Source organism: Tessaracoccus antarcticus (genome assembly GCF_003688855.1).
Classification (GTDB): domain Bacteria; phylum Actinomycetota; class Actinomycetes; order Propionibacteriales; family Propionibacteriaceae; genus Arachnia; species Arachnia antarctica.
The window spans coordinates 300,885-321,422 of record NZ_REFW01000003.1; the positions used below are offsets into that span (position 1 = coordinate 300,885).

At 66.4% G+C, this 20,538-nt stretch carries 21 protein-coding genes and 2 tRNA genes; 9 read left to right on the forward strand and 14 right to left on the reverse strand.

Translation table 11 applies throughout. From position 1 onward, the window contains the following. Positions 1 to 32: 32 nt before the first annotated feature. Genes EAX62_RS12630 through EAX62_RS12640 form a run of 3 tightly spaced genes read right to left on the reverse strand, consistent with a single transcriptional unit; the run spans position 33 to position 2,150 of the window. Positions 33 to 1,229 (reverse strand): RNA polymerase sigma factor, encoded by a 1,197-nt coding sequence (locus EAX62_RS12630; protein WP_121902060.1) that lies wholly within the window; start codon positions 1,227 to 1,229, stop codon positions 33 to 35. After that, positions 1,226 to 1,555 carry a YciI family protein gene (locus tag EAX62_RS12635; RefSeq protein WP_121902061.1) on the reverse strand — a complete coding sequence of 110 codons (330 nt, stop codon included), beginning with the start codon at positions 1,553 to 1,555 and terminating at the stop codon, positions 1,226 to 1,228. Before EAX62_RS12635 ends, EAX62_RS12630 begins: the two co-directional genes overlap by 4 nt. 10 nt (positions 1,556 to 1,565) lie before the next feature. Then, a complete protein-coding gene (locus tag EAX62_RS12640) occupies positions 1,566 to 2,150 on the reverse strand; it encodes a dihydrofolate reductase family protein (RefSeq protein WP_121902062.1) in 585 nt (194 codons plus the stop codon). Between the two features lie 223 nt (positions 2,151 to 2,373). Between EAX62_RS12640 and EAX62_RS12645 the strand changes: the two genes are divergently transcribed. Beyond that, the gene (locus EAX62_RS12645) at positions 2,374 to 3,297 is read left to right on the forward strand and encodes a ketopantoate reductase family protein (protein ID WP_121902063.1); all 924 of its coding nucleotides are present in this window, start codon (positions 2,374 to 2,376) and stop codon (positions 3,295 to 3,297) included. 10 nt (positions 3,298 to 3,307) lie between these two features. On the opposite strand, the gene EAX62_RS12650 is transcribed toward EAX62_RS12645, so the two are convergent. Next, positions 3,308 to 4,024, reverse strand: a complete 717-nt coding sequence (locus EAX62_RS12650; RefSeq protein ID WP_199711279.1) for a polysaccharide deacetylase family protein — start codon at positions 4,022 to 4,024, stop codon at positions 3,308 to 3,310. Between the two features lie 380 nt (positions 4,025 to 4,404). Between EAX62_RS12650 and EAX62_RS12655 the strand changes: the two genes are divergently transcribed. From EAX62_RS12655 to EAX62_RS12665, 3 genes are read left to right on the forward strand one after another with little or no spacing between them, the layout of a single operon-like run. Then, a complete protein-coding gene (locus tag EAX62_RS12655) occupies positions 4,405 to 5,280 on the forward strand; it encodes an ABC transporter ATP-binding protein (protein WP_121902064.1) in 876 nt (291 codons plus the stop codon). A 2-nt stretch (positions 5,281 to 5,282) separates the two neighbouring features. Further along, entirely contained in the window at positions 5,283 to 6,509 is a 1,227-nt protein-coding gene (locus tag EAX62_RS12660; RefSeq protein ID WP_121902065.1) for an ABC transporter permease, read from the forward strand. 10 nt (positions 6,510 to 6,519) lie between these two features. Then, on the forward strand, positions 6,520 to 7,116 hold the full coding sequence (locus EAX62_RS12665) for a maleylpyruvate isomerase family mycothiol-dependent enzyme (RefSeq protein WP_121902066.1): 597 nt from the start codon (positions 6,520 to 6,522) through the stop codon (positions 7,114 to 7,116). On the opposite strand, the gene EAX62_RS12670 is transcribed toward EAX62_RS12665, so the two are convergent. From EAX62_RS12670 to leuC, 3 genes are all read right to left on the reverse strand, one after another. Then, the gene (locus EAX62_RS12670) at positions 7,071 to 7,628 is read right to left on the reverse strand and encodes a hypothetical protein (RefSeq protein WP_121902067.1); all 558 of its coding nucleotides are present in this window, start codon (positions 7,626 to 7,628) and stop codon (positions 7,071 to 7,073) included. The two genes, EAX62_RS12665 and EAX62_RS12670, sit on opposite strands and share 46 nt — an antisense overlap. Positions 7,629 to 7,810: 182 nt before the next feature. Continuing rightward, the gene (leuD, locus tag EAX62_RS12675; protein WP_121902068.1) at positions 7,811 to 8,416 is read right to left on the reverse strand and encodes a 3-isopropylmalate dehydratase small subunit; all 606 of its coding nucleotides are present in this window, start codon (positions 8,414 to 8,416) and stop codon (positions 7,811 to 7,813) included. Between the two features lie 4 nt (positions 8,417 to 8,420). Then, positions 8,421 to 9,827 (reverse strand): 3-isopropylmalate dehydratase large subunit, encoded by a 1,407-nt coding sequence (leuC, locus tag EAX62_RS12680; RefSeq protein WP_121902069.1) that lies wholly within the window; start codon positions 9,825 to 9,827, stop codon positions 8,421 to 8,423. Between the two features lie 100 nt (positions 9,828 to 9,927). On the opposite strand from leuC, the gene EAX62_RS12685 reads away from it, so the two are divergent. Further along, the gene (locus EAX62_RS12685; RefSeq protein ID WP_121902070.1) at positions 9,928 to 10,653 is read left to right on the forward strand and encodes an IclR family transcriptional regulator; all 726 of its coding nucleotides are present in this window, start codon (positions 9,928 to 9,930) and stop codon (positions 10,651 to 10,653) included. A 16-nt stretch (positions 10,654 to 10,669) separates the two neighbouring features. Here the strand turns inward: EAX62_RS12685 and EAX62_RS12690 are convergent, their stop codons facing one another. Then, positions 10,670 to 11,347, reverse strand: coding sequence for an NUDIX hydrolase (locus EAX62_RS12690; RefSeq protein ID WP_121902071.1), 678 nt, complete (start codon positions 11,345 to 11,347; stop codon positions 10,670 to 10,672). Between the two features lie 90 nt (positions 11,348 to 11,437). Between EAX62_RS12690 and EAX62_RS12695 the strand changes: the two genes are divergently transcribed. Then, entirely contained in the window at positions 11,438 to 12,448 is a 1,011-nt protein-coding gene (locus tag EAX62_RS12695; protein ID WP_121902072.1) for an SPFH domain-containing protein, read from the forward strand. Further along, a complete protein-coding gene (locus EAX62_RS12700) occupies positions 12,448 to 13,332 on the forward strand; it encodes an NAD(+)/NADH kinase (RefSeq protein ID WP_121902073.1) in 885 nt (294 codons plus the stop codon). The genes EAX62_RS12695 and EAX62_RS12700 overlap by 1 nt, the downstream gene beginning before the upstream one ends. A 56-nt stretch (positions 13,333 to 13,388) precedes the next feature. Here the strand turns inward: EAX62_RS12700 and EAX62_RS12705 are convergent. Together EAX62_RS12705 and EAX62_RS12710 are read right to left on the reverse strand one after the other, a co-directional pair. Then, a tRNA-Glu gene (locus EAX62_RS12705) sits at positions 13,389 to 13,464 on the reverse strand. Between the two features lie 48 nt (positions 13,465 to 13,512). Next, a tRNA-Gln gene (locus tag EAX62_RS12710) sits at positions 13,513 to 13,584 on the reverse strand. 432 nt (positions 13,585 to 14,016) lie between these two features. On the opposite strand from EAX62_RS12710, the gene EAX62_RS12715 reads away from it, so the two are divergent. Beyond that, positions 14,017 to 14,481, forward strand: coding sequence for a hypothetical protein (locus EAX62_RS12715; RefSeq protein WP_121902074.1), 465 nt, complete (start codon positions 14,017 to 14,019; stop codon positions 14,479 to 14,481). A 206-nt stretch (positions 14,482 to 14,687) separates the two neighbouring features. Here the strand turns inward: EAX62_RS12715 and EAX62_RS12720 are convergent, their stop codons facing one another. From EAX62_RS12720 to cimA, 3 genes are read right to left on the reverse strand one after another with little or no spacing between them, the layout of a single operon-like run. Then, the gene (locus EAX62_RS12720) at positions 14,688 to 15,614 is read right to left on the reverse strand and encodes a CPBP family intramembrane glutamic endopeptidase (RefSeq protein ID WP_147454103.1); all 927 of its coding nucleotides are present in this window, start codon (positions 15,612 to 15,614) and stop codon (positions 14,688 to 14,690) included. Next, on the reverse strand, positions 15,611 to 16,417 hold the full coding sequence (locus EAX62_RS12725; RefSeq protein WP_121902076.1) for a fumarylacetoacetate hydrolase family protein: 807 nt from the start codon (positions 16,415 to 16,417) through the stop codon (positions 15,611 to 15,613). The genes EAX62_RS12720 and EAX62_RS12725 overlap by 4 nt, the downstream gene beginning before the upstream one ends. 57 nt (positions 16,418 to 16,474) lie before the next feature. Continuing rightward, the gene (cimA, locus tag EAX62_RS12730; RefSeq protein ID WP_121902077.1) at positions 16,475 to 18,061 is read right to left on the reverse strand and encodes a citramalate synthase; all 1,587 of its coding nucleotides are present in this window, start codon (positions 18,059 to 18,061) and stop codon (positions 16,475 to 16,477) included. Between the two features lie 116 nt (positions 18,062 to 18,177). Here cimA and EAX62_RS12735 point away from each other — a divergent pair, with 116 nt between their 5' ends. Beyond that, positions 18,178 to 19,239 (forward strand): 3-isopropylmalate dehydrogenase, encoded by a 1,062-nt coding sequence (locus EAX62_RS12735; RefSeq protein WP_121902078.1) that lies wholly within the window; start codon positions 18,178 to 18,180, stop codon positions 19,237 to 19,239. A 128-nt stretch (positions 19,240 to 19,367) separates the two neighbouring features. Here EAX62_RS12735 and EAX62_RS12740 read toward each other — a convergent pair whose 3' ends face one another. After that, complete coding sequence (locus EAX62_RS12740; protein WP_121902079.1) at positions 19,368 to 20,522, reverse strand: N(5)-(carboxyethyl)ornithine synthase; 1,155 nt, start codon at positions 20,520 to 20,522, stop codon at positions 19,368 to 19,370. Between the last annotated feature and the right edge of the window lie 16 nt (positions 20,523 to 20,538).

Sequence of the window (20,538 nt, forward strand, 5' to 3'; positions counted from 1 at the left end):
TGTGATGAACGCAGAGGATTGCCCTTTCCCAGTCAGCGCAGCTCGCCGCGACGGGCAAGCAGGTATGTGCGTTCACGCTCGTTGTCAGTGAGTGCGGCGGCGGCCTCGAACGCGGAGCGGGCCTCGGACGCGCGCCCTAGACGGGCGAGCAGGTCCCCGCGGATGGCGTGGAAGAGGTGGTACCCATTCAGGTCGAGGCCTTCGACCAGCAGCAGAGCCGTTTCCGGGCCGTCGACCTCCCCGACGGCGACCGCCCGGTTGAGCGCCGCCACAGGCCCGGGGTCGAGTTGCACCAGGAGATCGTAGAGCCCGAGCACCTGACGCCAGTCCGTGATGGCGTCGGTGTGGACGGCGTTGATCGCCGCGAGCAACTGGTAGCGGCCCGGCCGGTTGCGGCGGAGGCATTCACGCACGAGAGCACGCCCCTCCGCAATCATTCGCCCGTCCCACTGGGCGTGGTCCTGGTCCCTGAGCCGCACCAGCGCACCCGTGCGGTCTGTGCGCGCACCACGCCTCGACTCGGTGAGCAGCATTAGCGCGAGCAGACCCACCGCCTCCGGTTCATCGGGCATCAGCAGGACGATCTGCCGCGTTAACCGGATCGCCTCGGCGGCCAGGTCCGCGCGTGCCAGCTCCGGCCCGGACGTGGCCACGTAGCCCTCGTTGAAAATCAGGAGGACGACAGTGAGCACGGCGTCAAGGCGTGCGGGGAGGTCCTCGGCGTTCGGGACGCGGCACGGGATGTGGGCGTCGCGGATCTTCGCCTTGGCGCGAACGATGCGCTGCGCCATGGTCGCCTCCGGGACAAGGAAGGCGTGGGCGATCTCGGGCGTGGCCAGTCCCCCCACCAAGCGCAGCGTGAGCGCCACTTGGGCTGGCCTGGACAGTGCCGGATGGCAGCACGTGAAGATGAGGCGCAACAGGTCATCGGGCACTGCTCCCTCCTCTCGGCGCGCAGAGGGTGCACACAGGATCGCGGCCTCGGCAGACTTCTGTCGGCGGCGGGACTCCCGTCGCAGATGGTCGATGGCCCTGTTCCGGGCGGTGGTGATGATCCAGCCAGCGGGGCTGGGCGGTGCACCCTCCTCCGGCCACCGGGCAAGGGCGGTGGTGAAGGCCTCCGCCACGGCGTCCTCAGCCAGGTCAATGTCCCCCATCATCCGCGCCAGGACGGCAACGGCGCGGCCGTACTCGGCCCGGAAGACTTCAGCGATGTGCTCCGGGGTCATCGGAACGCGCGCACCTCGATGGGCAGGGTGGTGGCCTCGGAGGCCCTGCGCCCCCAGGCGAGGGCGGCGTTGAAGTCCGGGGCATTGATGATCCATATGCCTCCGATGTGTTCCTTTCCCTCCACGTAGGGCCCGTCCGTGGACATGCCATCCGGGCGGACAACCGTGGCACGGGTGGGCGCGTCGAGGGCTCCGGTGAACACCCAGGATCCGCTGGTCCGGAGATCCTCATTCACCCTGTGAAGGTCTGCCCCGATGCGCGCCATCGTGTCGGCGTCAGGCATGGGGCCATCCGGTTGCTGGATGGACATCAGGTAGTGGGGCATGGGGACCACCTCAGCGGCGGGAGTAGTGGGCGATGATCACGCCCGTGGTGGTGGTGACGCTACTGGTGAGCTCAAGCTGCGTCAACGGGGACGGGCCCTCGAAGAACCGCGTGCCGGAGCCCATCACCAGGGGGTGTATCAGCAGCGTGTACGAGTTGATCAACCCGGCTGCGTGCAGTGCGCGCGCCAGTGAAGCACTGCCGATGATCGCCAGGTTGGGGCCCTGCTGCGACTTCAGCGCGGTGACGTTCTCCACGGCGTCGCCGCGCAACAGCACCGAGTTCTGCCAGGCGTCGGTGTTCTCAAGGGTCGTCGACGCGACGTATTTCGTGACGGAGTTCATGTGGGCCGTGAACGGGTTGCCGTCGGTCGCGTGACCCCACACGGACAGGAAGTCCTGCCAGGTGCGCCGGCCGAACAGCATGTCGCCGGCCTCGGCCATTCCCCTGCTCATCTCCCGCCCGAGCACCTCATCCTGGTACGAGCCGCCCCAGCCGCCGTGGGTGAAGCCACCGCGCGTGTCCTCGTCCTCGCGGCCCAGGCCCTGGACCACGCCGTCGAGCGTCATGCTCATCGTTGTGCTGATCGAGCGCATTGACTGTCCTTTCGTCGCGCGGACGTCTCTGGTGCACGTCCGTCACCCTCTACACGAACGGACGCCGTCGAAATCGACAGCGCCGAGATGCGTGATGGAGCCATGCACTTTCCGGAGGTGTCGGCTCACCTGAACCTCTGCGGCCTCGGGTCCATGACGACATGCCAGGCGGACCTGTGGGCACGCCAGTGGCGCCGATGGCAGCGGTCGCTACGCTGACGCGATGAGAGTCCTCGTCGTCGGAGCGGGTGTCATCGGAGCGGTCTACGCCGCGCGGTTCGCGGAGGCGGGGCACGACGTCAGCCTCCTGGCCCGTGGCGCACGGCGGTCAGCGTTCGAGGCGGACGGTGTGACGGTGCGTGCCGGTGGCAGAACCCTCCACACGCACCCGAGAATCGTCGGTGCCGAGGATGCCGGCGGGGCCTTCGACCTGACGGTCGTGGCCGTGCGCACCACCCAACTCGACGCCATCCTCGACCTCCTGCGGGCCAACGACAGCCCGACAGTCGCATTCCTCCAACACCTCGGCCCTCACGCCGATCGGGTGCGCCGGGTCCTCGGCAGCAACCGCACGGTGTTTGCCTTCCCCGGTGTCGGCGGGCTCGTCTCTGCGGACGGGTCGGTGGAGTACGTGGACGTCGCCGCACAACCCACCACCATCGATGCCACCGCTGAGCGGGCCATAGTCCTGCGGTCCGCGATCGCCTCCACCGGCATGCGCACGGCCATGGAGCCCGACATGCCGGGCTGGCTCGCCACGCACGAGGTCTTCGTGGCGTGCCTGGGTGCCGGGATCCTCAACAGCGGCGGTGATGCGCCAACGCTCGCGGCAAACCATGCCCGGTTGCTGGGCGTCGTCCAGTCCGTCCGCGAGGGGTTCGTCTCACTTTCGTCCTCGGGCACCACCGTCACCCCGAAGGCACTGCGCGTGCTGTTCTCCCGCATGCCCCGCTGGTTCGCTGCTGCCTACTGGCGTCGCGCACTGCGTGGGCCCGTCGGGACCGTTGCGATCGCACCGCACGTCCGGGCAAGCCGCGACGACGAGTTCGCCGACCTCTGCAGCGACGTGCTCGCCCGAGTGGGGGACCCCGACCGCACACCCACCCTGACCCCACTGCTCACACCCTGGGCGGGTGACATGTCCTGAGGCACCGCCGTCAGTTCGTCAGCTCGGCCACCGTGACGAACCGGTAGCCCTCCTGCGTGAGAGAGTCAATGATGAGCGCCGTCGCCTCTTGGGTCCTGGTGCGGCCGTTCATGGGGTGCAGGAGAATGATCGATCCCGGCCGGACAGTGTCCAGGACGATGTCCCGCAGCTGTTCCGGGGTCTGTTCCACGCCGGAGAAGTCCTCGGGCGACACGTCCCAGGTGATCGTGCGCGTGCCCCGCTCCCGGAGAATCCACGGGAGGACCAACAATTTCTTGCCGTACGGGGGTCGGAAGTCGATCCGCCCCTGGTATCCGCTGTCCCTGATCATCTCGTCAGTGTCATCCAGTTCCCGTCGCACCTCGGTCGGCGTCATGAACCACATCCGGCGATGCGACCACGAGTGGTTGCCCACCTGGTGACCGGCAGCGACGATCTCCTTCGTTTGCGCCGGGTGGTCATGCATGGAGGCGCCGCAGAGGAAGAACGTCGCCATCACCTTCCGCTCGGCAAGTGTCTGCAGGACGGCCTCGGTGTCACCCGGCGTCGGCCCGTCGTCGAAGGTCAGTGCGACCACCTTGTCAGTGGTCGCCACCCGTTGGATGAGCTCCCCGACCACCTGGATCCGGCGGGAGTTGCTCAGCTTGTACACGCCCACGCCTAGCAGCAGTGCAACACCGAGCGCGATGGCCACCCACCCGCTGATCAACCGAACCCGACGACTCATGATCACTAGTCTCGCACCCACGACCGTGCACTGGTCTCCAGTGCGCCGTGCGGACACGGCGGGACACCCCTTCCCGAAGGGGCCCAGTCGAATGGGGACGAGTTCCGTGGGACCCAAGCGATTCTCTCCACGTTCAAGGTGCTGGCCGATGCAGGCCACTCCACGGCTGCCGGATCCGGCAGGATGCTCTGCGCAACCTCTTTCGACAAGTGGACCAGCATCACCCCGGGTCGCTCCACGACCTGTGCTCTTCACGGGCGCCAACGCATCCCGAGGACCGGAGCACGCGACGTGAATATCTGCGTCGGATATGTGGGCGTACTCTTGTCCAGGTGAGCATTTCGACCGCACAAGCGCTTGTGCACGTGGATCATTTTCGGATGGATTTTGGTCCCACAACGGTAATCAAAGAGCTGTCGTTCGATGTCGCGCGCGGTGAAACATTTGGGTTCCTGGGCAGCAATGGCTCGGGCAAAACCACCACGATCAGGGCATTGCTCGGTATCTACCAGCCAACCTCGGGAATCCTCCACATCGATGGGCGCCCGTTCCGCCCAGCCAAAGGTGATCGACTCGGGTATCTACCGGAGGAGCGCGGACTCTACAAGAAGGAGTCCGTGATCGACGTGATGACCTACTTCGGCACCCTGAAGGGACTGGGCCGACAACAGGCGAAATCCTGGTCGCTCAAGTTTCTGCAGCGGGTGGACCTCGCAGACAAGGAGAAGGCACGGCTCGACAAACTCTCCGGGGGTCAGCAGCAGAAGATCCAGTTGGGGGTCACGATCATGAACGACCCTGAACTGCTGATTCTGGACGAGCCGACGAAGGGCTTTGACCCCGTCAATCGGCGGTTGGTGATGCAGATCATCGACGAGACCAAGAAGGCTGGCGCCACCGTGATGATGGTCACCCACCAGATGGAGGAGGTCGAGCGCCTGTGCGACCGGGTGATTCTCCTCAAGGACGGTGTGTCACGGGCATACGGGACGGTGAGGGAAGTGCAGGAGTCATTCGGTGGCACGATCATCCACGTCGATCACGACGGCGCGGTGCCGGCGTCCGCGTCGTACACGATCGCACACGATCAGGGCGGGCACGCGACGTTGGAGATTGACCCCGTGACAGACCCGGCACGAGTGCTGCAGGAACTGGTGGCCGCTGGCCTCGTGGTACGGGCCTTCACCCCGCAGCGCAAGTCCCTGGACGAGATCTTCCTGGAAGTCTACGGCGACGAAGCGGCGAGGGCGGAGTAGTCATGGCTCAGCACAATCTCGGCACGGTGATCAGGTTCGAGGTGGTCCGCACCCTCAGCAAACGTCGCTTCTGGGTCGCGACTCTGCTGGTTCCGGTCCTCCTGATTGTCGTGTTCCTCCTGGTGTTCCTCTCCAACACCGCGACGGACGAGACCGAGGGCGCGCAGAAGGATGCCCAGTTCTCGTTTGACTACACCGATGCTTCGGGACTCGTGGAGCCAGCCATGGTGAAGCGTTTGGGTGGGAAGGAAATCTCCGATCCCGCCGCAGGGATAGCGGCGGTCAAGGATGCGACGGTGGCTGCATTCTTCCTCTACCCGAAAGACCCTGCCACGGACACGATCAAGGTCTACGGAGTGGACAAGGGCCTCTTCGCGAACGGGCAGTACGCCTCCGTGGCCGAGTCGATACTGCAGCAGAGCGCTCTGGCGAAAGTCAATGCCCCGCAGTTGACCGGGATCATTCAGGGCAATATCACCATCGACACGACAACCTTCAAGGACGGCGCGGTCGCCGGCGGCATGAACGCTGTCATTCCCGCCATGTTGTTCGTGGTCATCTTCTACGTGGTCATCCTTCTGCTCGGCGGGCAGATGCTGAACTCCACTTTGGAGGAGAAGGAGAACAGGGTCACCGAAATGATCCTCACCACCATCAGACCCACCAGCCTGATTCTTGGGAAAGTGATCTCCCTCTTCATCATCGGCATCGTCCAGATGCTCGTGTTCGCCGTACCCGTCGTACTCGCGCACGTCTTCTTCCGCAATCAACTCAGCCTTCCGGACCTGGATCTTTCCGCCCTGGTTTTTGATCCGCAGACCATGATTGTGGGCACTTTGGTCCTGATCGGCGGATTTGCGCTCTTCACCACCACCCTCGTGGCGTTGGGTGCGGCGATGCCCACCGCGAAGGACGCCGGACCTGTTTTCGGGGCGATGATGCTCCTGATCTTCATCCCCTTCTACATCATCAGCCTGATCATCAGCGACCCGGGCGCCGTCATCGTGCAGATATTCAGCTACTTCCCCTACTCCGCTCCCATCACCGCACTGCTGCGCAATGCGTTCGGAACGTTGCCGCTCTGGCAGGCCATCATCATCATCGTGATGCTGTTCGGGATTTCTGCGGTCGTTCTTCGCATCGCCGTGAAAATCTTCCAGTACGGATCCATCGAGTACTCGCGGAAGGTCAACCTGCGCGACGTCTTCCATCGGCGCGCCACACCGTAGGGTCGCACGCATGAGCACCCGTCTCCGCGACCACCACCGCAACGTGCTCTGCGACGCACTGGCGTCCGTCGCTGCGACCGCCCCGACGTTGTGTCAGGAGTGGGATGCCCACGACCTGGCCGTGCACCTCTGGGCCCTCAAGCGCGACCCCCTGAGCTGGCCCGGCGTCGCCATCCCCGCATTCGCCGACGCGACCCGGCGACGAGCCGAGCAGGTCAGGCGGCGGTGGGACTACGAGCACCTCATCGCCGAGTTGCGGCAGCAAGGGGGATCCCTCCCGTGCATGCCGCTGGACAGGTGGGTTGCACACGGCCACGCCCTCGGGGAGTACTACATCCACACACAGGACGTCCGACGCGCCAACGATCTCCCCCGCCGCGCCCAGACGGCGGAAACCGAGGACGCGCTGTGGCTCCGCGCCCGGAGGGCCGGGCGACAGTTGTGGCTGCGGGGCCGCGACACCGTCTCGGTGGCTGCCCCGGGCCGAGACCCGTTCACCCTCGGCCGCGGTGCTGTCACTGCGCAGGTGACCGGGTTGCCGTCGGAGATCATCCTGTGGATCTACGGCCGCTGCGACGCAGCCGACGTGGTGGTCACACCGCGCTGACACAAGGTGGCGAGGTCAGCCGGCCCGTAGCGTTGCGTGATTTCCGCATCGACCCTGCGCCCCACCTCCGGCCATCCGCGTGCATCGACATCGAGGGACAGGAACCGGCACACCTGCGTGGCCGCGGCATCCAGGTCGCCCTCCCCCACCACCTCGATCCACCCGGTGGTGCCGCTCTGGCTGACGGTGGCCTCGGCGCGCTGCCAGTCGCCCTCCACGCAGAACACGGTGCGAAGGCGGCCCTCGTCGCCACGGGGGTTGAGGGCGGCGGGAGCGAAACCCTCCCAGAATGCCCTGCTGGTGCAGAGGGACCACGGCCCAAGAACCTCGCAACGGGCCCACCAGGGAGCGGTCGGTACGTGAGCATGCACCGCCTCGGCGCCGAGTCCGCGCAGGAGTTCGGCGCCGGTGTGGGACCTGGTCAAACCGGTGACCGCGTCCCCATGGGCGAGCAGTCGCCGGACGAGCGGGACACCGACGGCCCCCGTGCCGCCGGCCACGAATACCTTCATGCCCACCCCCAGTGGCCAGCACGGCGTTGATCGCAGTATCAGGGAGAAACATTCATGGTAGTCCCGCCCACGCATGGCCGCCGCTGATCAGGTCAGGAGCCGACTCGACGCAAGCATCACATGCCGCGACGAAGCCCCGCCACCTTGGGTGACGGGGCTTCCTCGTGGCCTGGAAAGCTGGCTCAGTCGGCGGTGCGGACCGGGAGCGTCTTCGGCTTGAAATCGGGTCGCGTCAGCTCGAAGGCGTCGATGTCGCCTGCGTGCTGCAATGTGGAGGAGATGTCGTCCAGCCCGTTCAGCAGGCGGTGACGGGTGTGCTCGTCGATCTCGAAGGGGTACGTGGTGTCCCCCACCGTGATGGTGCGGGACTCGAGGTCCACCCGCAGCTGGTTCTCGGGGTCGTTCTCAACGGACTCCCACAGCGCATCCACCACGTCGGGCTCGACGACGGCCACGAGCAGGCCCGCCTTGCCGGAGTTGGAGCGGAAGATGTCGCCGAACCGTGTGCCGATGACCACCTTGAACCCGTAGTTCTGCAGCGCCCACACCGCGTGCTCCCGGGAGGAGCCGGTGCCGAAGTCGGGGCCCGGGATGAGGATGCTGCCGCGGTTGTACGGCTCGCGGTTGAGGACGAACTCGGGGTCGTTGCGCCAGGCCGAGAACAGCCCGTCCTCGAACCCGGTGCGCGTGATCCGCTTCAGGTAGACGGCGGGGATGATCTGGTCGGTGTCGACGTTCGAGCGACGCAGGGGCACGCCGATGCCGGTGTGCGTGGTGAAGGCTTCCATGGACTCAGGCTCCAATCAGGTCGGCGGGGGCGCTCAGGTGGCCGGTCAGTGCCGTGGCGGCAGCGACGGCGGGCGAGACCAGGTGGGTGCGGCCACCCTTGCCCTGGCGACCCTCAAAGTTGCGGTTGGACGTGGATGCTGCACGCTCGCCGGGCTTCAACTGGTCCGGGTTCATACCGAGACACATGGAGCAGCCGGCCGCACGCCATTCGGCGCCGGCGTCGAGGAAGACCTTGTCCAGACCCTCGATTTCGGCCTGCAGCCGGACTCGGGCGGAGCCCGGGACCACCAGCATGCGCAGCGTGTCCGCGATGTGCTTGCCCTCGATGACGGATGCGGCCAGCCGGAGGTCCTCGATGCGCCCGTTGGTGCAGGAGCCCAGGAAGACCGTGTCGACCGTGATGTCGCGCATCGGGGTTCCGGGCGTCAGCGCCATGTACTCCAGGGCGCGGGCCGCGGTGGCCTGCTCCACGTCGGAGGAGAAGTCGCTGGGCGCGGGGACCACGCCACCCAGCGGGACGCCGTGGGCGGGGTTGGTGCCCCACGTGACGAAGGGGGTCATCTGGGTGGCGTCAAGGTCCACCTCGACGTCGAAGTGGGCGTCGTCATCGGAGACCAACGTGCTCCAGTACTCGACGGCGGCGTCCCACTCCTCACCCTCGGGCGCGTGCGGGCGCCCCTTCAGGTAGTCGAAGGTCTTCTGGTCGGGCGCCATCATGCCGGCCTTGGCGCCCCACTCGATCGACATGTTGCAGATCGTCATGCGGCCCTCCATGGAGAGGGACTCGATGGTGGTGCCGCGGTACTCCACGATGTAGCCCTGCCCCCCACCGGTGCCGACCTGGGCGATGAGCGTGAGGACAGCGTCTTTGGCCGTGACACCCTCGGGCAGCTCGCCGTTGATGTTGACGGCCATCATCTTCGGCTTGTGCTGGGGCAGCGTCTGCGTGGCGAGCACGTGCTCCACCTCACTGGTACCGATGCCGAAAGCGATGGCGCCGAAGGCGCCGTGCGTGGAGGTGTGGGAGTCGCCGCACACGATCGTCATGCCAGGCTGGGTGACGCCCAGTTGCGGGCCGATGATGTGGACGACGCCCTGGTCGCGGTCACCCAGCGAGTGGATGCGCACGCCGAAGTCGGCGGCGTTCTTGCGGAGCGTGTCCACCTGGATGCGCGACACCGGGTCGGCAATGGGCCGGTCGATGTTCAGCGTCGGGGTGTTGTGGTCCTCAGTGGCGAGCGTGAGGTCAGGGCGGCGCACCGGGCGGCCGTTCAACCTGAGGCCCTCGAAGGCCTGCGGACTCGTGACCTCATGCACCAGGTGCAGGTCGATGTAGAGCAGGTCCGGCTCCCCTTCGGCAGTGCGCACCACGTGTGCGTCCCAGACCTTCTCAGCGAGGGTCTTCCCCATGTGTCTTCACCCCTAAAGTGGTTTGTCTGGTCTTCACGCTAACCCCGTTGCGCTCAATCGCCTCTTGCGTGTCCAGCATGCGAGATGATAATCTCGCCATATGGACGAAACCAGTGGCGTGGGAGTGCTCGACAAGGCCGCAGCGGTCCTGTCAGCTCTCGAACAGCACCCCTTGACCCTTGCAGGCCTCGTGACAGCCACGGGCCTTGCCCGACCGACGGCGCACCGCCTGGCCGTGGCCCTCGAACACCACCGCTTCGTGGGGCGCGATCTGCAGGGCCGGTTCGTGCTGGGCCCGCGCCTGCTGGAACTGGCGGACTCCGCCAGTGAGGACCCACTCATCGCGACGGCTGCCCCCATCCTGACGCGCCTGCGCGACATCACGGGCGAGTCCGCACAGCTGTTCCGTCGGCAGGGCGACGTGCGCGTCTGCTCCGCTGCGGTGGAGCGCCCCTCCGGTCTGCGGGACACGGTGCCCGTGGGTGCTCAGCTCCCCATGAGCGCCGGCTCAGCCGCACAGGTCCTCATGGCGTGGGAGGAGCCGGACCGTCTCCCCAAACTCCTCGAGACGGCCGCCTTCACGGCCGCCGGCCTGCAGACCGTCCGGCGACGCGGCTGGGCCCAGTCCGTGGGTGAGCGTGAGCCCGGCGTCGCATCCGTGTCGGCCCCCGTGCTGGCACCCTCCGGCCGGATCCTGGCGGCCGTGTCCGTCTCGGGCCCCATCGAGCGTCTCACCCGCCAGCCGGGCCGGCTTCACGCCCCCGCCGTCATGGCTGCCGCGGAGCGCCTCAGCGAGGTACTGCGACGATCGGGCAGTCCGGCCTGACAACACCCTGAGCCCGTCACCCCCGGACGATCGGCGGGTTGAGGACATCCATGTCCCCGCGGGTGAAGAGTTGCGCGGGGCGTCCGCCGTCGGCCGTGGTGGTCACACGACCGGTGGGGCACAGGAAGCCGGGGGCGCGGGTGACCTTGCGATGAAAGTTGCGAGGGTCCAGCGGGTGCCCCCACACGGCCTCGTAGACGGCCCGCAGGTGGGCCACGGTGAACTCCGGCGGGCAGAAGGCGGCGCCCAGCGGGGTGTACTCCAGCTTTGCCCGGGCCCGCTCCACCCCGTCCTTCAGGATGAGACCGTGGTCGAACGCCAATGCTTCCCCGTTGACGTCGTCGACGGGAATCCAGTGGGCACCGGAGGCATCGCTACCGGCCACGGGCTCTGCCATCTGTGGGGCCAGAGCCAGCCAGGCCACGGAGACGGTCCGTCCTCGCGGATCCCTGCCGGGTGCACCATAGGTAGCGAGCTGCTCCAGGTGGATGCCGTCCCCGATCCCCGTCTCCTCCGCCAGTTCGCGGTACGCGGCATCGGCCAGGTCCTCACCGGGAAGGACGAATCCGCCGGGCAGGGCCGCGAGGCCTTCATACGGCTCGATGCCGCGCTCCACCAGCAGAACACAGAGGCGATGCTCCCGAATGGTGAGCACCACGAGGTCCACGGCCAGGGCCACCTGCATGTAGGGCATCCCCCCACACTAACCCGTTGTCGTCAACTTGACGAGTACCCCCTCCCTGGTTATCGTCATACATACGACAACCAGATGAAGGAGGGCCCCATGGCCACCATCACAACGTTCCCGCTCCTGCGGCACCTGCGCTCGTCGGGCACCACGCACGTGCACCACCTCGCCGCAGGGGTGGTGGCACACAGCGCACTGGGGGCCTCCTTCTGGTTCCGGCCACTGATCGCCGCCATCAGTGAGGTACCCGTGGACGACCGGGAGCAGGAGGTGCTGGTGCGGGTGCGCACCACCGACCTGCAGGAGGTCGCAGTCCCGGGGACCGTGACCTACCGCTTCGCACGCCCCGAGGTCTCCGCCACCCGCATCGACTTCTCCATCGATCTTGCCACCGGCGCATGGCTGGAACGCCCCCTCGAGCGGGTGGGTGCCACCATCCATGGAGCCACGGCCAGCGCAGTGAAGTCCGCGCTCGCGACACTGGACCTGGTGGGAACCCTGACCGCCGACCCGGCCGAACTGGGCCGCACGGTCACGGAGCACCTGTCCACCGACGATCGACTGCTCTCCGTGGGGATCGAAGTGGTGGGGGTCCGCTTCAGCATGTTGAGGCCCGACTCCGACGTCGAACGGGCTCTGCAGACCCCCGCCCGTGAGGCGATCCAACAGGAGGCGGACAAGGCCACCTACGAACGCCGCGCCCGGGCCGTCGAACGCGAGGCCGCCATCGGGGAGAACGAACTGGCCAACCAGATCGAACTGGCCCGGCGCCAGCAGCAACTGATCGCCCAGAAGGGTGCCAATGCCCAGCGGAGCGCCGAGGACGCCGCCGCTGCCGACGCCATCGCCGCGGCAGCGGAGGCCGCGCGCACCACAGCACTGTCGGCCGCCCAGGCCGATGCCGAGAGGATCCTGGGCCAGGCTGCTGCCGACACCGAACGCGCCAGGCTTGCCGCCTACGACGGGGCCTCGCACGATCTCCTCCTGGCCCTGGCGTTGCGCGAACTGGCCGGCAACCTGCCCGCAGTCGAGCAACTCGTGGTCACCCCCGACATGGTCACGGGCCTGCTCAGCCGCCTGGGCTCGGCTACGGGCCGGGCAGGCTGATGCCCACCCCCCGCGTCGTGGTGGTCCATCGGCACACCGAGTACGACGAGCTCATCGCACGTCACGGCACCCGCGGCCAGGCCGAGTTCTTCCTCACCACCCGCGGGCGGGACCTGGGTGCGGTCGAGAACCGTCACGGCCGCACACGGGAGGCTCTGACCGTCGTCAGCTCCGGCATCCCCGGCGAGTGGGCACGCGCGGAGGTGGAACGAGGTGACCTGTCGAGGTTCGTGTTCCGGCCCGAGGACATCATCGTCGTGGTCGGACAGGACGGACTGGTGGCCAACCTTGCCAAGTATGTCGACGACCAGCCCGTTATCGGGATCGATCCGCTGTCCGATGGCACCGCCGGAGTGCTTGTGCCGCACCGGCCGCACGCGCTCAGGGGATTGCTGAAAGGTGTCGTCGCCGGCACCGCGCAAACACTGGAGCGGACGATGGTGCGCGCCACCTCCGACGACGGCCAGAGCCTGACGGCACTCAACGAGATCTACGTCGGGCAGCCCACCCATCAGTCCTCGCGCTACACGCTGCACGTGGCCGAGAGCGTGGAGCGGCAGTCGTCCTCCGGCATCATCATCGGCAGCGGGACCGGGGCCACCGGTTGGTGTGCCTCACTGCAGCAGGCGCAGGCGCCCGAGCTGTCACTGCCCTCCCCCGCCGACGCGACCCTGGCGTGGTTCGTGCGCGAAGCCTGGCCCTCCGCCTCCACTGGCACATCCATGACTCACGGCATCATCACCGGCAGCAGGCTGCGGCTGGTCATCGAGTCCGACACCCTCGTCGCGTTCGGGGATGGCATGGAGGCCGACCGCCTCACACTGGCCTGGGGTCAGGGTCTCACCGTCGACGTTGCCGAGGGCACACTGAAGACGGTTTGCTGAGCCCGGGAAATCACGAAAACACCCCGCGACCTGTGAAGGTCGCGGGGTGTTCTACCTGGTAGCCCCGACGGGATTCGAACCCGCGCTGCCGCCTTGAGAGGGCGGTGTGCTAGGCCGCTACACAACGGGGCCAGGCGATGGATGAAACGGTCACACATCCGAGGATGTTGTCGCATTTCGCAGGGGTACTAGGACTCGAACCTAGACTAACTGAACCAGAATCAGTCGGGCTGCCAATTACCCTATACCCCTTCGTGTCCGAGGTATCGGGCACGAGAAGTGACTCTACACGACCCCTTTGACGGCGCACAAATTGGGTGCCATCCACTGAATGCACGTGCCTACAACCATGACCTACACGGCACTCCCGGACGGAGGGTGACGAGAACCTGGGGCACAACCCCGGCGAGACCACGTCGGAGGGAAGCCTCCTCTCGAAGATGATCAGACCCACCCGAGGTCAACGTCAGGGCTGAGCGCCTTCACCCCGGCTCGATCAAGGCGACGGCAGTGTGGGCCGAGGGCGATTGGGGGTCCGTTCACGCACGAGCAGCGCAACTTTTTGTCATCGACGCATGATTCACCTCGGTCCACTACGCTCCCTATACACCAACCCACCGGGAGGACACAATAATGGTTAATAGGATTGCGCGGACGTTGGGCGCGCTCGTAGTGACGCTACCCATGAGTTTGGCGCTGACGACACCGACCGCGCAGGCGGCCTGCTCCGACATGGGAACCTACTACTCGATCACTTCCTCATCGGCGGTGCGGATTCCGTTCAAGAACATACCCACTTTCAAGAACGGTCCCGGCGGCACAATGTCGGTCACGAAGGACTATTCCGGCAGCGCAAGCTACCAAGTGACCGCTGGCGCCTCCACCGAAGTGGGTGCCGTTCTCGCCAAGGCCAAAATCGAAGTGAGTGCGTCGTTGACACTGACCAATTCGTCAACAGTGACGAACAACTACTCCCATGCCATCACCAAGGGCAAGTATGGCAACGCGCAGTACGTGAGTTGGGGTCGGACGGTGAACTGGAAGAAATACTACATCGATGCTAAGTGCAACACCTCCACCAAAGCCACGGGAACCATCAAGTTTCCAGCAGCTTCAGAGGGTTGGTACTACTGGGAGACCAGTAGTTGATCCGATGCACAGCCGGGTAACCGTTCGATGCCATGGTCATGGCTGCTTTGTTCCAGGCCATTGCCAGTGCAGCTGAGGATTCGCCTCAGTTGCACGCTGACTCGTCGCTCCACCCTACTGAGGCTTGAGCGCTCGCTGCGGAACAGGTAAGCACACACTGCGGGCATCAATCGGGCCTCTGACCTTCGTCGAGAGCTTTGGTGTGGTCACTTTTGCGCTAGCTGTGGTGTGGTGGTGGCGAGGTTGAATTTGCGACCCATCCACACGGCGACGAGCGCGAACAGGGCAAAGCCCGCAATGTCGAAGGCCGCCTTGGCCCAGGTGATCTCGGAGACTGCCTTGGTGGCGGCCAGGCCACCGGTGAACAACGCGTAGCCGAAGGCGAACAGGTTGTTGATGATGTGTGCGGCGATGCCCGCCTCCAACCCTCCGGTGCGCAACACCAACCATCCCGCCAGTAGCCCGAACACGAAACGGTGGGCGAAAAGGGCCGGGCTCTGTGAGCCGTGGAAGAAGGCGAACAGGAGGGCTGTTGCAACGATCCCCACCCAGGCGCGGCCCGAGGCCGACCCTATGGCCTGCAGAAGGTATCCCCTGAAGAAGACCTCCTCGGCCACAGCCTGCAGCGGGGAGGTGATGAGCAGGACCAGCAGGAACGTGAGCCAACCCGGCTGCGGGGGGCCGAAGTCGGGAGCCCCCAGCACGAACGACGCCCACAGCGCCGCATTGAGCACCACGGCGGCAAGGCCCAGACAGACCACCAGGTAGCGCATGCGCCACCCGGGTTGCACGGACACGAGCCACTCAGCGTCGCGTCCGTGCACGTACCGGTGGAGCAGCCACGCGATCAACAGGAGCGTCGACAGGGCGAGATGCGTGGCGGCAACGCCCTCGGGGAGGTCGTAGGCCGACGCGGACGCGGAGTACTGCCCGAACGCTCGCCCCTGGCCGAACACCAGCCAGGCCAGCCCCAGGAACGCCTGCGCGGCCAGGGGGACGACGAGAACGAACGCCGACACGGCGAGCACGGCCCCGAAGCCCAGTCGGGCCGGGTCCTGCCCGGGCCCCTGCAGCGACGTCGGATACGTCAGGTCCGGTGGCGGGGCGGACCGGGTGGGGGTGGGAGGTCTCACGCTGCCGTGATGGGGTTGCTGAGAGTTCCCAGTCCGTCGATCTCGATGTCCACCGTGTCACCGTCGCGCATGTCCCCGACGCCCGAGGGGGTGCCCGTGAGGATGACGTCGCCCGGGAGCAGGGTGGTGAAGGAGGAGATGAAGCTGACCAGCTCGACGATGCCACGCACCATGTTGGAGGTGTTGCCGTCCTGGCGGAGGTCGCCGCTCACACTGGTCCGGATGGACAGCTTCGAGGCCTCCTCGATGCTGAGGTGCGTGTTGATCCATGGGCCGAGAGGGCAGAACGTGTCGGACCCTTTGGCGCGCGTCCACTGGTTGTCACTGGCCTGCCAGTCCCGTTGGGTGACGTCATTGGCGATGGTGTAGCCGAAGATCACCTCGGGGACGCGCTCCGGCGGCACCTGCTTGCAGATGCGTCCGATGATGATGGCGAGCTCGCCCTCGAAGTTGAGGTTGGTGACGCCCTCGGGCACCACGATGGCCTCGTTGGGGCCGATGACGCTGGTGTTGGGCTTCAGGAACAGCAATGGAGCCCCGACGGGGACCTCGTTGCCCATTTCGGCAGCGTGGTCCTCGTAGTTGCGTCCCACGGCGACAATCTTGCTGCGCGGGATCACGGGCGCCAGGAGGCGCACATCCTTCAGGTGGTGGCGCTCCCCGGTGTAGTTGACCGGGACGCCCGCGAGGGGGTCGTTACTGAGGACCGCGATGGTGTCGGGGTGCTCCCCGGCGTCGACGGCGAGTTCGATGATGCCGTAGGCCGGGTCCTTGCCGGCGGCGGCGAAACGTGCAATGCGCATGCCCCGCAGCCTACCGGGGTGGGGCCTCCCAGCCCCGCCACGACAAACGGCCCGGTCTCAGTCGGAAGCGATGTGGGTGAAGATGCCGTAGACGATGGCGTCCAGCAGTGCCTCCCACGAGGCCTCGATGACGTTGGTGCCAACCCCGACGGTGGTCCAGGTCTCCCCCCGCCACGAAGTGTCGATGAGGGTCCGCACGGTGGCGTCCGTGCCGTGGCCCTCGTCGAGGATCCGGACGCGGTAATCGGTGAGCTCGAACTCGGCCACCTCGGGATAGGCAGTGGCCACCGCCTTGCGCAGCGCCATGTCGAGAGCGTTGACGGGGCCGTTGCCCTCCCCCACCACCATCTGGCGTTCGCCCTTGGCGGTGAGTTTCACGGTGGCCTCCGTGATGGTGTCGCCGTCGCGCTCCTCGGACAGGACCCGCCAGGAGTGCACCTGGATGGGGTAGTCGAGGATGCCCAGTTCCTGGCGCAGCAACATTTCGAAGCTGGCATCGCTGGACTCGTAGCTGTAGCCCTCGGCCTCCTTCGCCTTCACCTTGTCGGTGATGCGGGCGGCCAGTTCGCGGTCGCTGAGGTCAATGCCCAACTGTTCACCCTTGATCTGGATGTTGGCGCGTCCCGCCATGTCGGAGATCAGCATCCGCAGGTCGTTGCCCACCAGGGCGGGGTCGATGTGCTGGTAGAGGTTGGGGTCCACCTTGATGGCACTGGCGTGCAGGCCCGCCTTGTGCGCGAAGCTCGACTGACCGACGTAGGGCTGGCGCCCCAGCAGCGGCTGGTGAGCCACCAGGGCGATGGCATGCGCCACCCTGGTGATCTCCGAGAGGCGTTCAGGAGGCAGCAACTCCCACCCGAACTTGAGCTGCAGGTTGGGGATCAGTGCGGACAGGTCGGCGTTGCCGGTCCGCTCGCCGTAGCCGTTGAACGTGCCCTGCACGTGCATCACCCCCGCCTCGACGGCCGCCATGGTGTTGGCGACGGCGCAGGCGGTGTCGTTGTGGCAGTGCACACCGAGGTTGGCCCCCGTCTGGGCCGCGGCGCTGACGATGTCGCCCATCCAGCTGGGGAGCATGCCACCGTTGGTGTCACACAGCACCACCACCTCGGCGCCGGCCTCGGAAGCTGTACGCACCACCGACAGGGCGTACGCAGGGTTTGCGCGGTAGCCGTCGAAGAAGTGCTCGCAGTCCACGAAGACGTGCTTGCCCTCGTTGATCAGGAACGTGACCGTGTCGCGGATCATCTCGAGGTTCTCCTCGAGCGTCGTGCGCAGGGCCCGGATGACATGTTCGTCGTGGCTCTTGGCGACGATGCACACGTAGTCGGTGCCGGCGTCCACCAGTGCCCGGGTGAGGACGTCCGTGGAGGCGGACCCACCGGGCCTGCGGGTGGCGCCGAACGCCACCAGCTTGGAGGTCCTCAGGTCCAGGACCTGCGCCGCCTCCGCGAAGAACTGCGTGTCGCTGGGGCTGGCGCCGGGCCAGCCACCCTCGATGAAGGTGACGCCGAGCTCGTCGAGGTAGACGGCAATCTTCAGTTTGTCGGCGACGGTCAGGCGCAGTCCCTCCTGCTGCGCGCCGTCGCGCAGGCTGGTGTCGAAGATGTGGAACTCTTCGGGGCACGTGGGTATGGCGGTCATTGATCTTCTCCAGCGGCTCGAGGTCGCGGACAAAGCTACCCCGGCTGTCTCGCGTGGTGGGACGGCGTCCACCACATGGTGAGACGATCCGCCGCTGTGGCCTAGGGTTTGCGTCCATGACGACACAACCCGGCAAGACCCTGGCAGTCATCGGCGGCGACGGCATTGGCCCCGAGGTGACCGCTGAAGCGTTGAAGGTGCTGGAGGCCACCGTCGGCGAGGGCACCTTCGCCTACACGCACTACGACCTCGGCGCCGAGCGCTGGCAGCGCACGGGCGAGGTGCTGCCGGACACCGTCCTGCAGGAACTCAAGGGTGTCGACGCCATCGTCCTGGGCGCCGTCGGTGCGGCACCGGGTTCCAAGGCCATCCCCAGCGGACTCCTGGAGCGTGGCCTGCTGTTGAAGCTGCGCTTCGCTTTCGACCATGCCGTGAACCTGCGCCCCTCCCGTCTCTACCCGGGTGTCTCCACTCCCCTGTCGGAGGCTGTTGTCTCACAGGGTGACATCGACTTCGTCGTCGTCCGCGAGGGAACCGAGGGTCTGTACTGCGGCAACGGCGGCGCCGTGCGCGTCGGCACCCCGCACGAACTTGCCACCGAGGTGTCCGTCAACACCGCCTACGGCGTGGAGCGCGTCGTCCGCGACGCCTTCATCCGCGCAGGTGCCCGCCGCGGCAAGCTGACCCTGCTGCACAAGCACAACGTGCTGGTGAATGCCGGAACGCTCTGGAACCGCGTCTTCAACGAGGTGGGCGCCGAGTACCCGGACGTCGAGCGCACCTACCTGCACATCGACGCTGCCATGATCGCCATGGTGGTCAACCCCGCCCAGTTCGACGTCATCGTCACCGACAACCTGTTCGGCGACATCATCACCGACCTTGCCGCCGCCGTCACCGGTGGCATCGGCCTGGCGGCCAGCGCCAACATCAATCCCAGCGGCGAGTTCCCGTCAATGTTCGAGCCGGTCCACGGCTCGGCCCCCGACATCGCCGGGCAGGGCATCGCCGATCCCACAGCGGCCATCTCCTCGATGGCCCTGCTGCTGTCCCACCTCGGCATGCCCGAACAGGCCAGCCGCATCGACGCCGCCGTCGCCGCCGACATCACTGAACGCGCCGCCGGCCCGGTCCGCACCACCGAGGTCGGCGACCGCATAGCCGCCCGGCTGGCCTGACACCGATCCACGATGTGTTGAACGGCCCTGAGGTCCTTCGGCACGCCCAGCTTCTTCCCCGCGGGGCAAATCAGGAAACAAACTGGTTTGCTCCTTTGTCCCGGGGCTGCTCAGGATCCTTGGAGCCCTCAGTGGTGATTCCCTTCCGCGAGGCGAGGGTGCGGGTGCTGCCGAGACCGGTCCTGGAACGACAGGATGCTCGGGTTCTGCACGACTCCATCGCGGATCTCGATGGCGCGCGCAATGGTCGGATTCGCGTCCCAGTCCCCGCTCATCACGCTGCGCAGGTGGGGAATGAGCGCCTCGCTGATGTCCCACGTGGCGCTGTTCCACAGGTACGTAGGACTGTGGTCGACGCCGTAGTAGGTGACACCATCGCCGACTGTGAAGGTGGGATCGGTGAACGACGTGGGCCGGGCGAACTCGAAACCCATGCCCTCGTCGCAGGACACGTCCACCAGCAGTGTTCCCGGGGTGAACTGCGGCAGGTCCTCGTGGGTGACGAACATCATGGGGTTGTTCGGATCCTGCAGGACACAGTTCACGACGACGTCGAACCCTGCGAGTACCTCGTGGGTGTCGACTGTTCCGGTCATCGATCGCACCACGGTGCGGCCCGAATCCCCCGTTGAGCGTTCCATCCGCTCCAGAACCATTCCGGACATGGGATCGGCCACCGCCGTCACCACCCGTGAGGTCAGGACGATCACCTCGGAGATTCCGAGCGACTGCAGCGCCGTGACGGCCCCGCGTGCTGTGCTGCCGAACCCGATGACCACCGCACGCAGACGCTGGCCGTAGTGCCCTGTGGACCCCCTGAGGATCAGGGCGTGCAACACGGAGCAGTACCCGGCAAGTTCGTTGTTGCGGGCGAAGACATGCATCTGGAACTCGCCATCGCTGTTCCAGTGGTTCATGGCCTCCCACGCGATGAGGGTGAGCCCCTTGTCGATGGCGACCTGCGTGAGTTCCGCATCCTGCACAGCGTGCGGCCAACCCCACAGGACCTGCCCGGTCCGCATCGACTGCAGGTCCGCAAGGATCGGTTTCGGTTGCAGGATGATATCTGCGCTCGCGAAGATCTCCTCCTTCGACGAAATGGCGCCGACGTAGGAGGACAGGTGTTCATCCGAGACCCCGAACCGCAGCCCGTATCCCCGCTCCAGGACCATCCGTTCCCGCAGGTCCTCGTCGATGTTCTTGAAATGCTCCGGGTGGATTGCCAGCCGCAACTCATTCTTCTTGCTCGATGTTCCCAGAACGCCGAGAGTCAGCCTGTCCATCCCCACCTCCATGTGC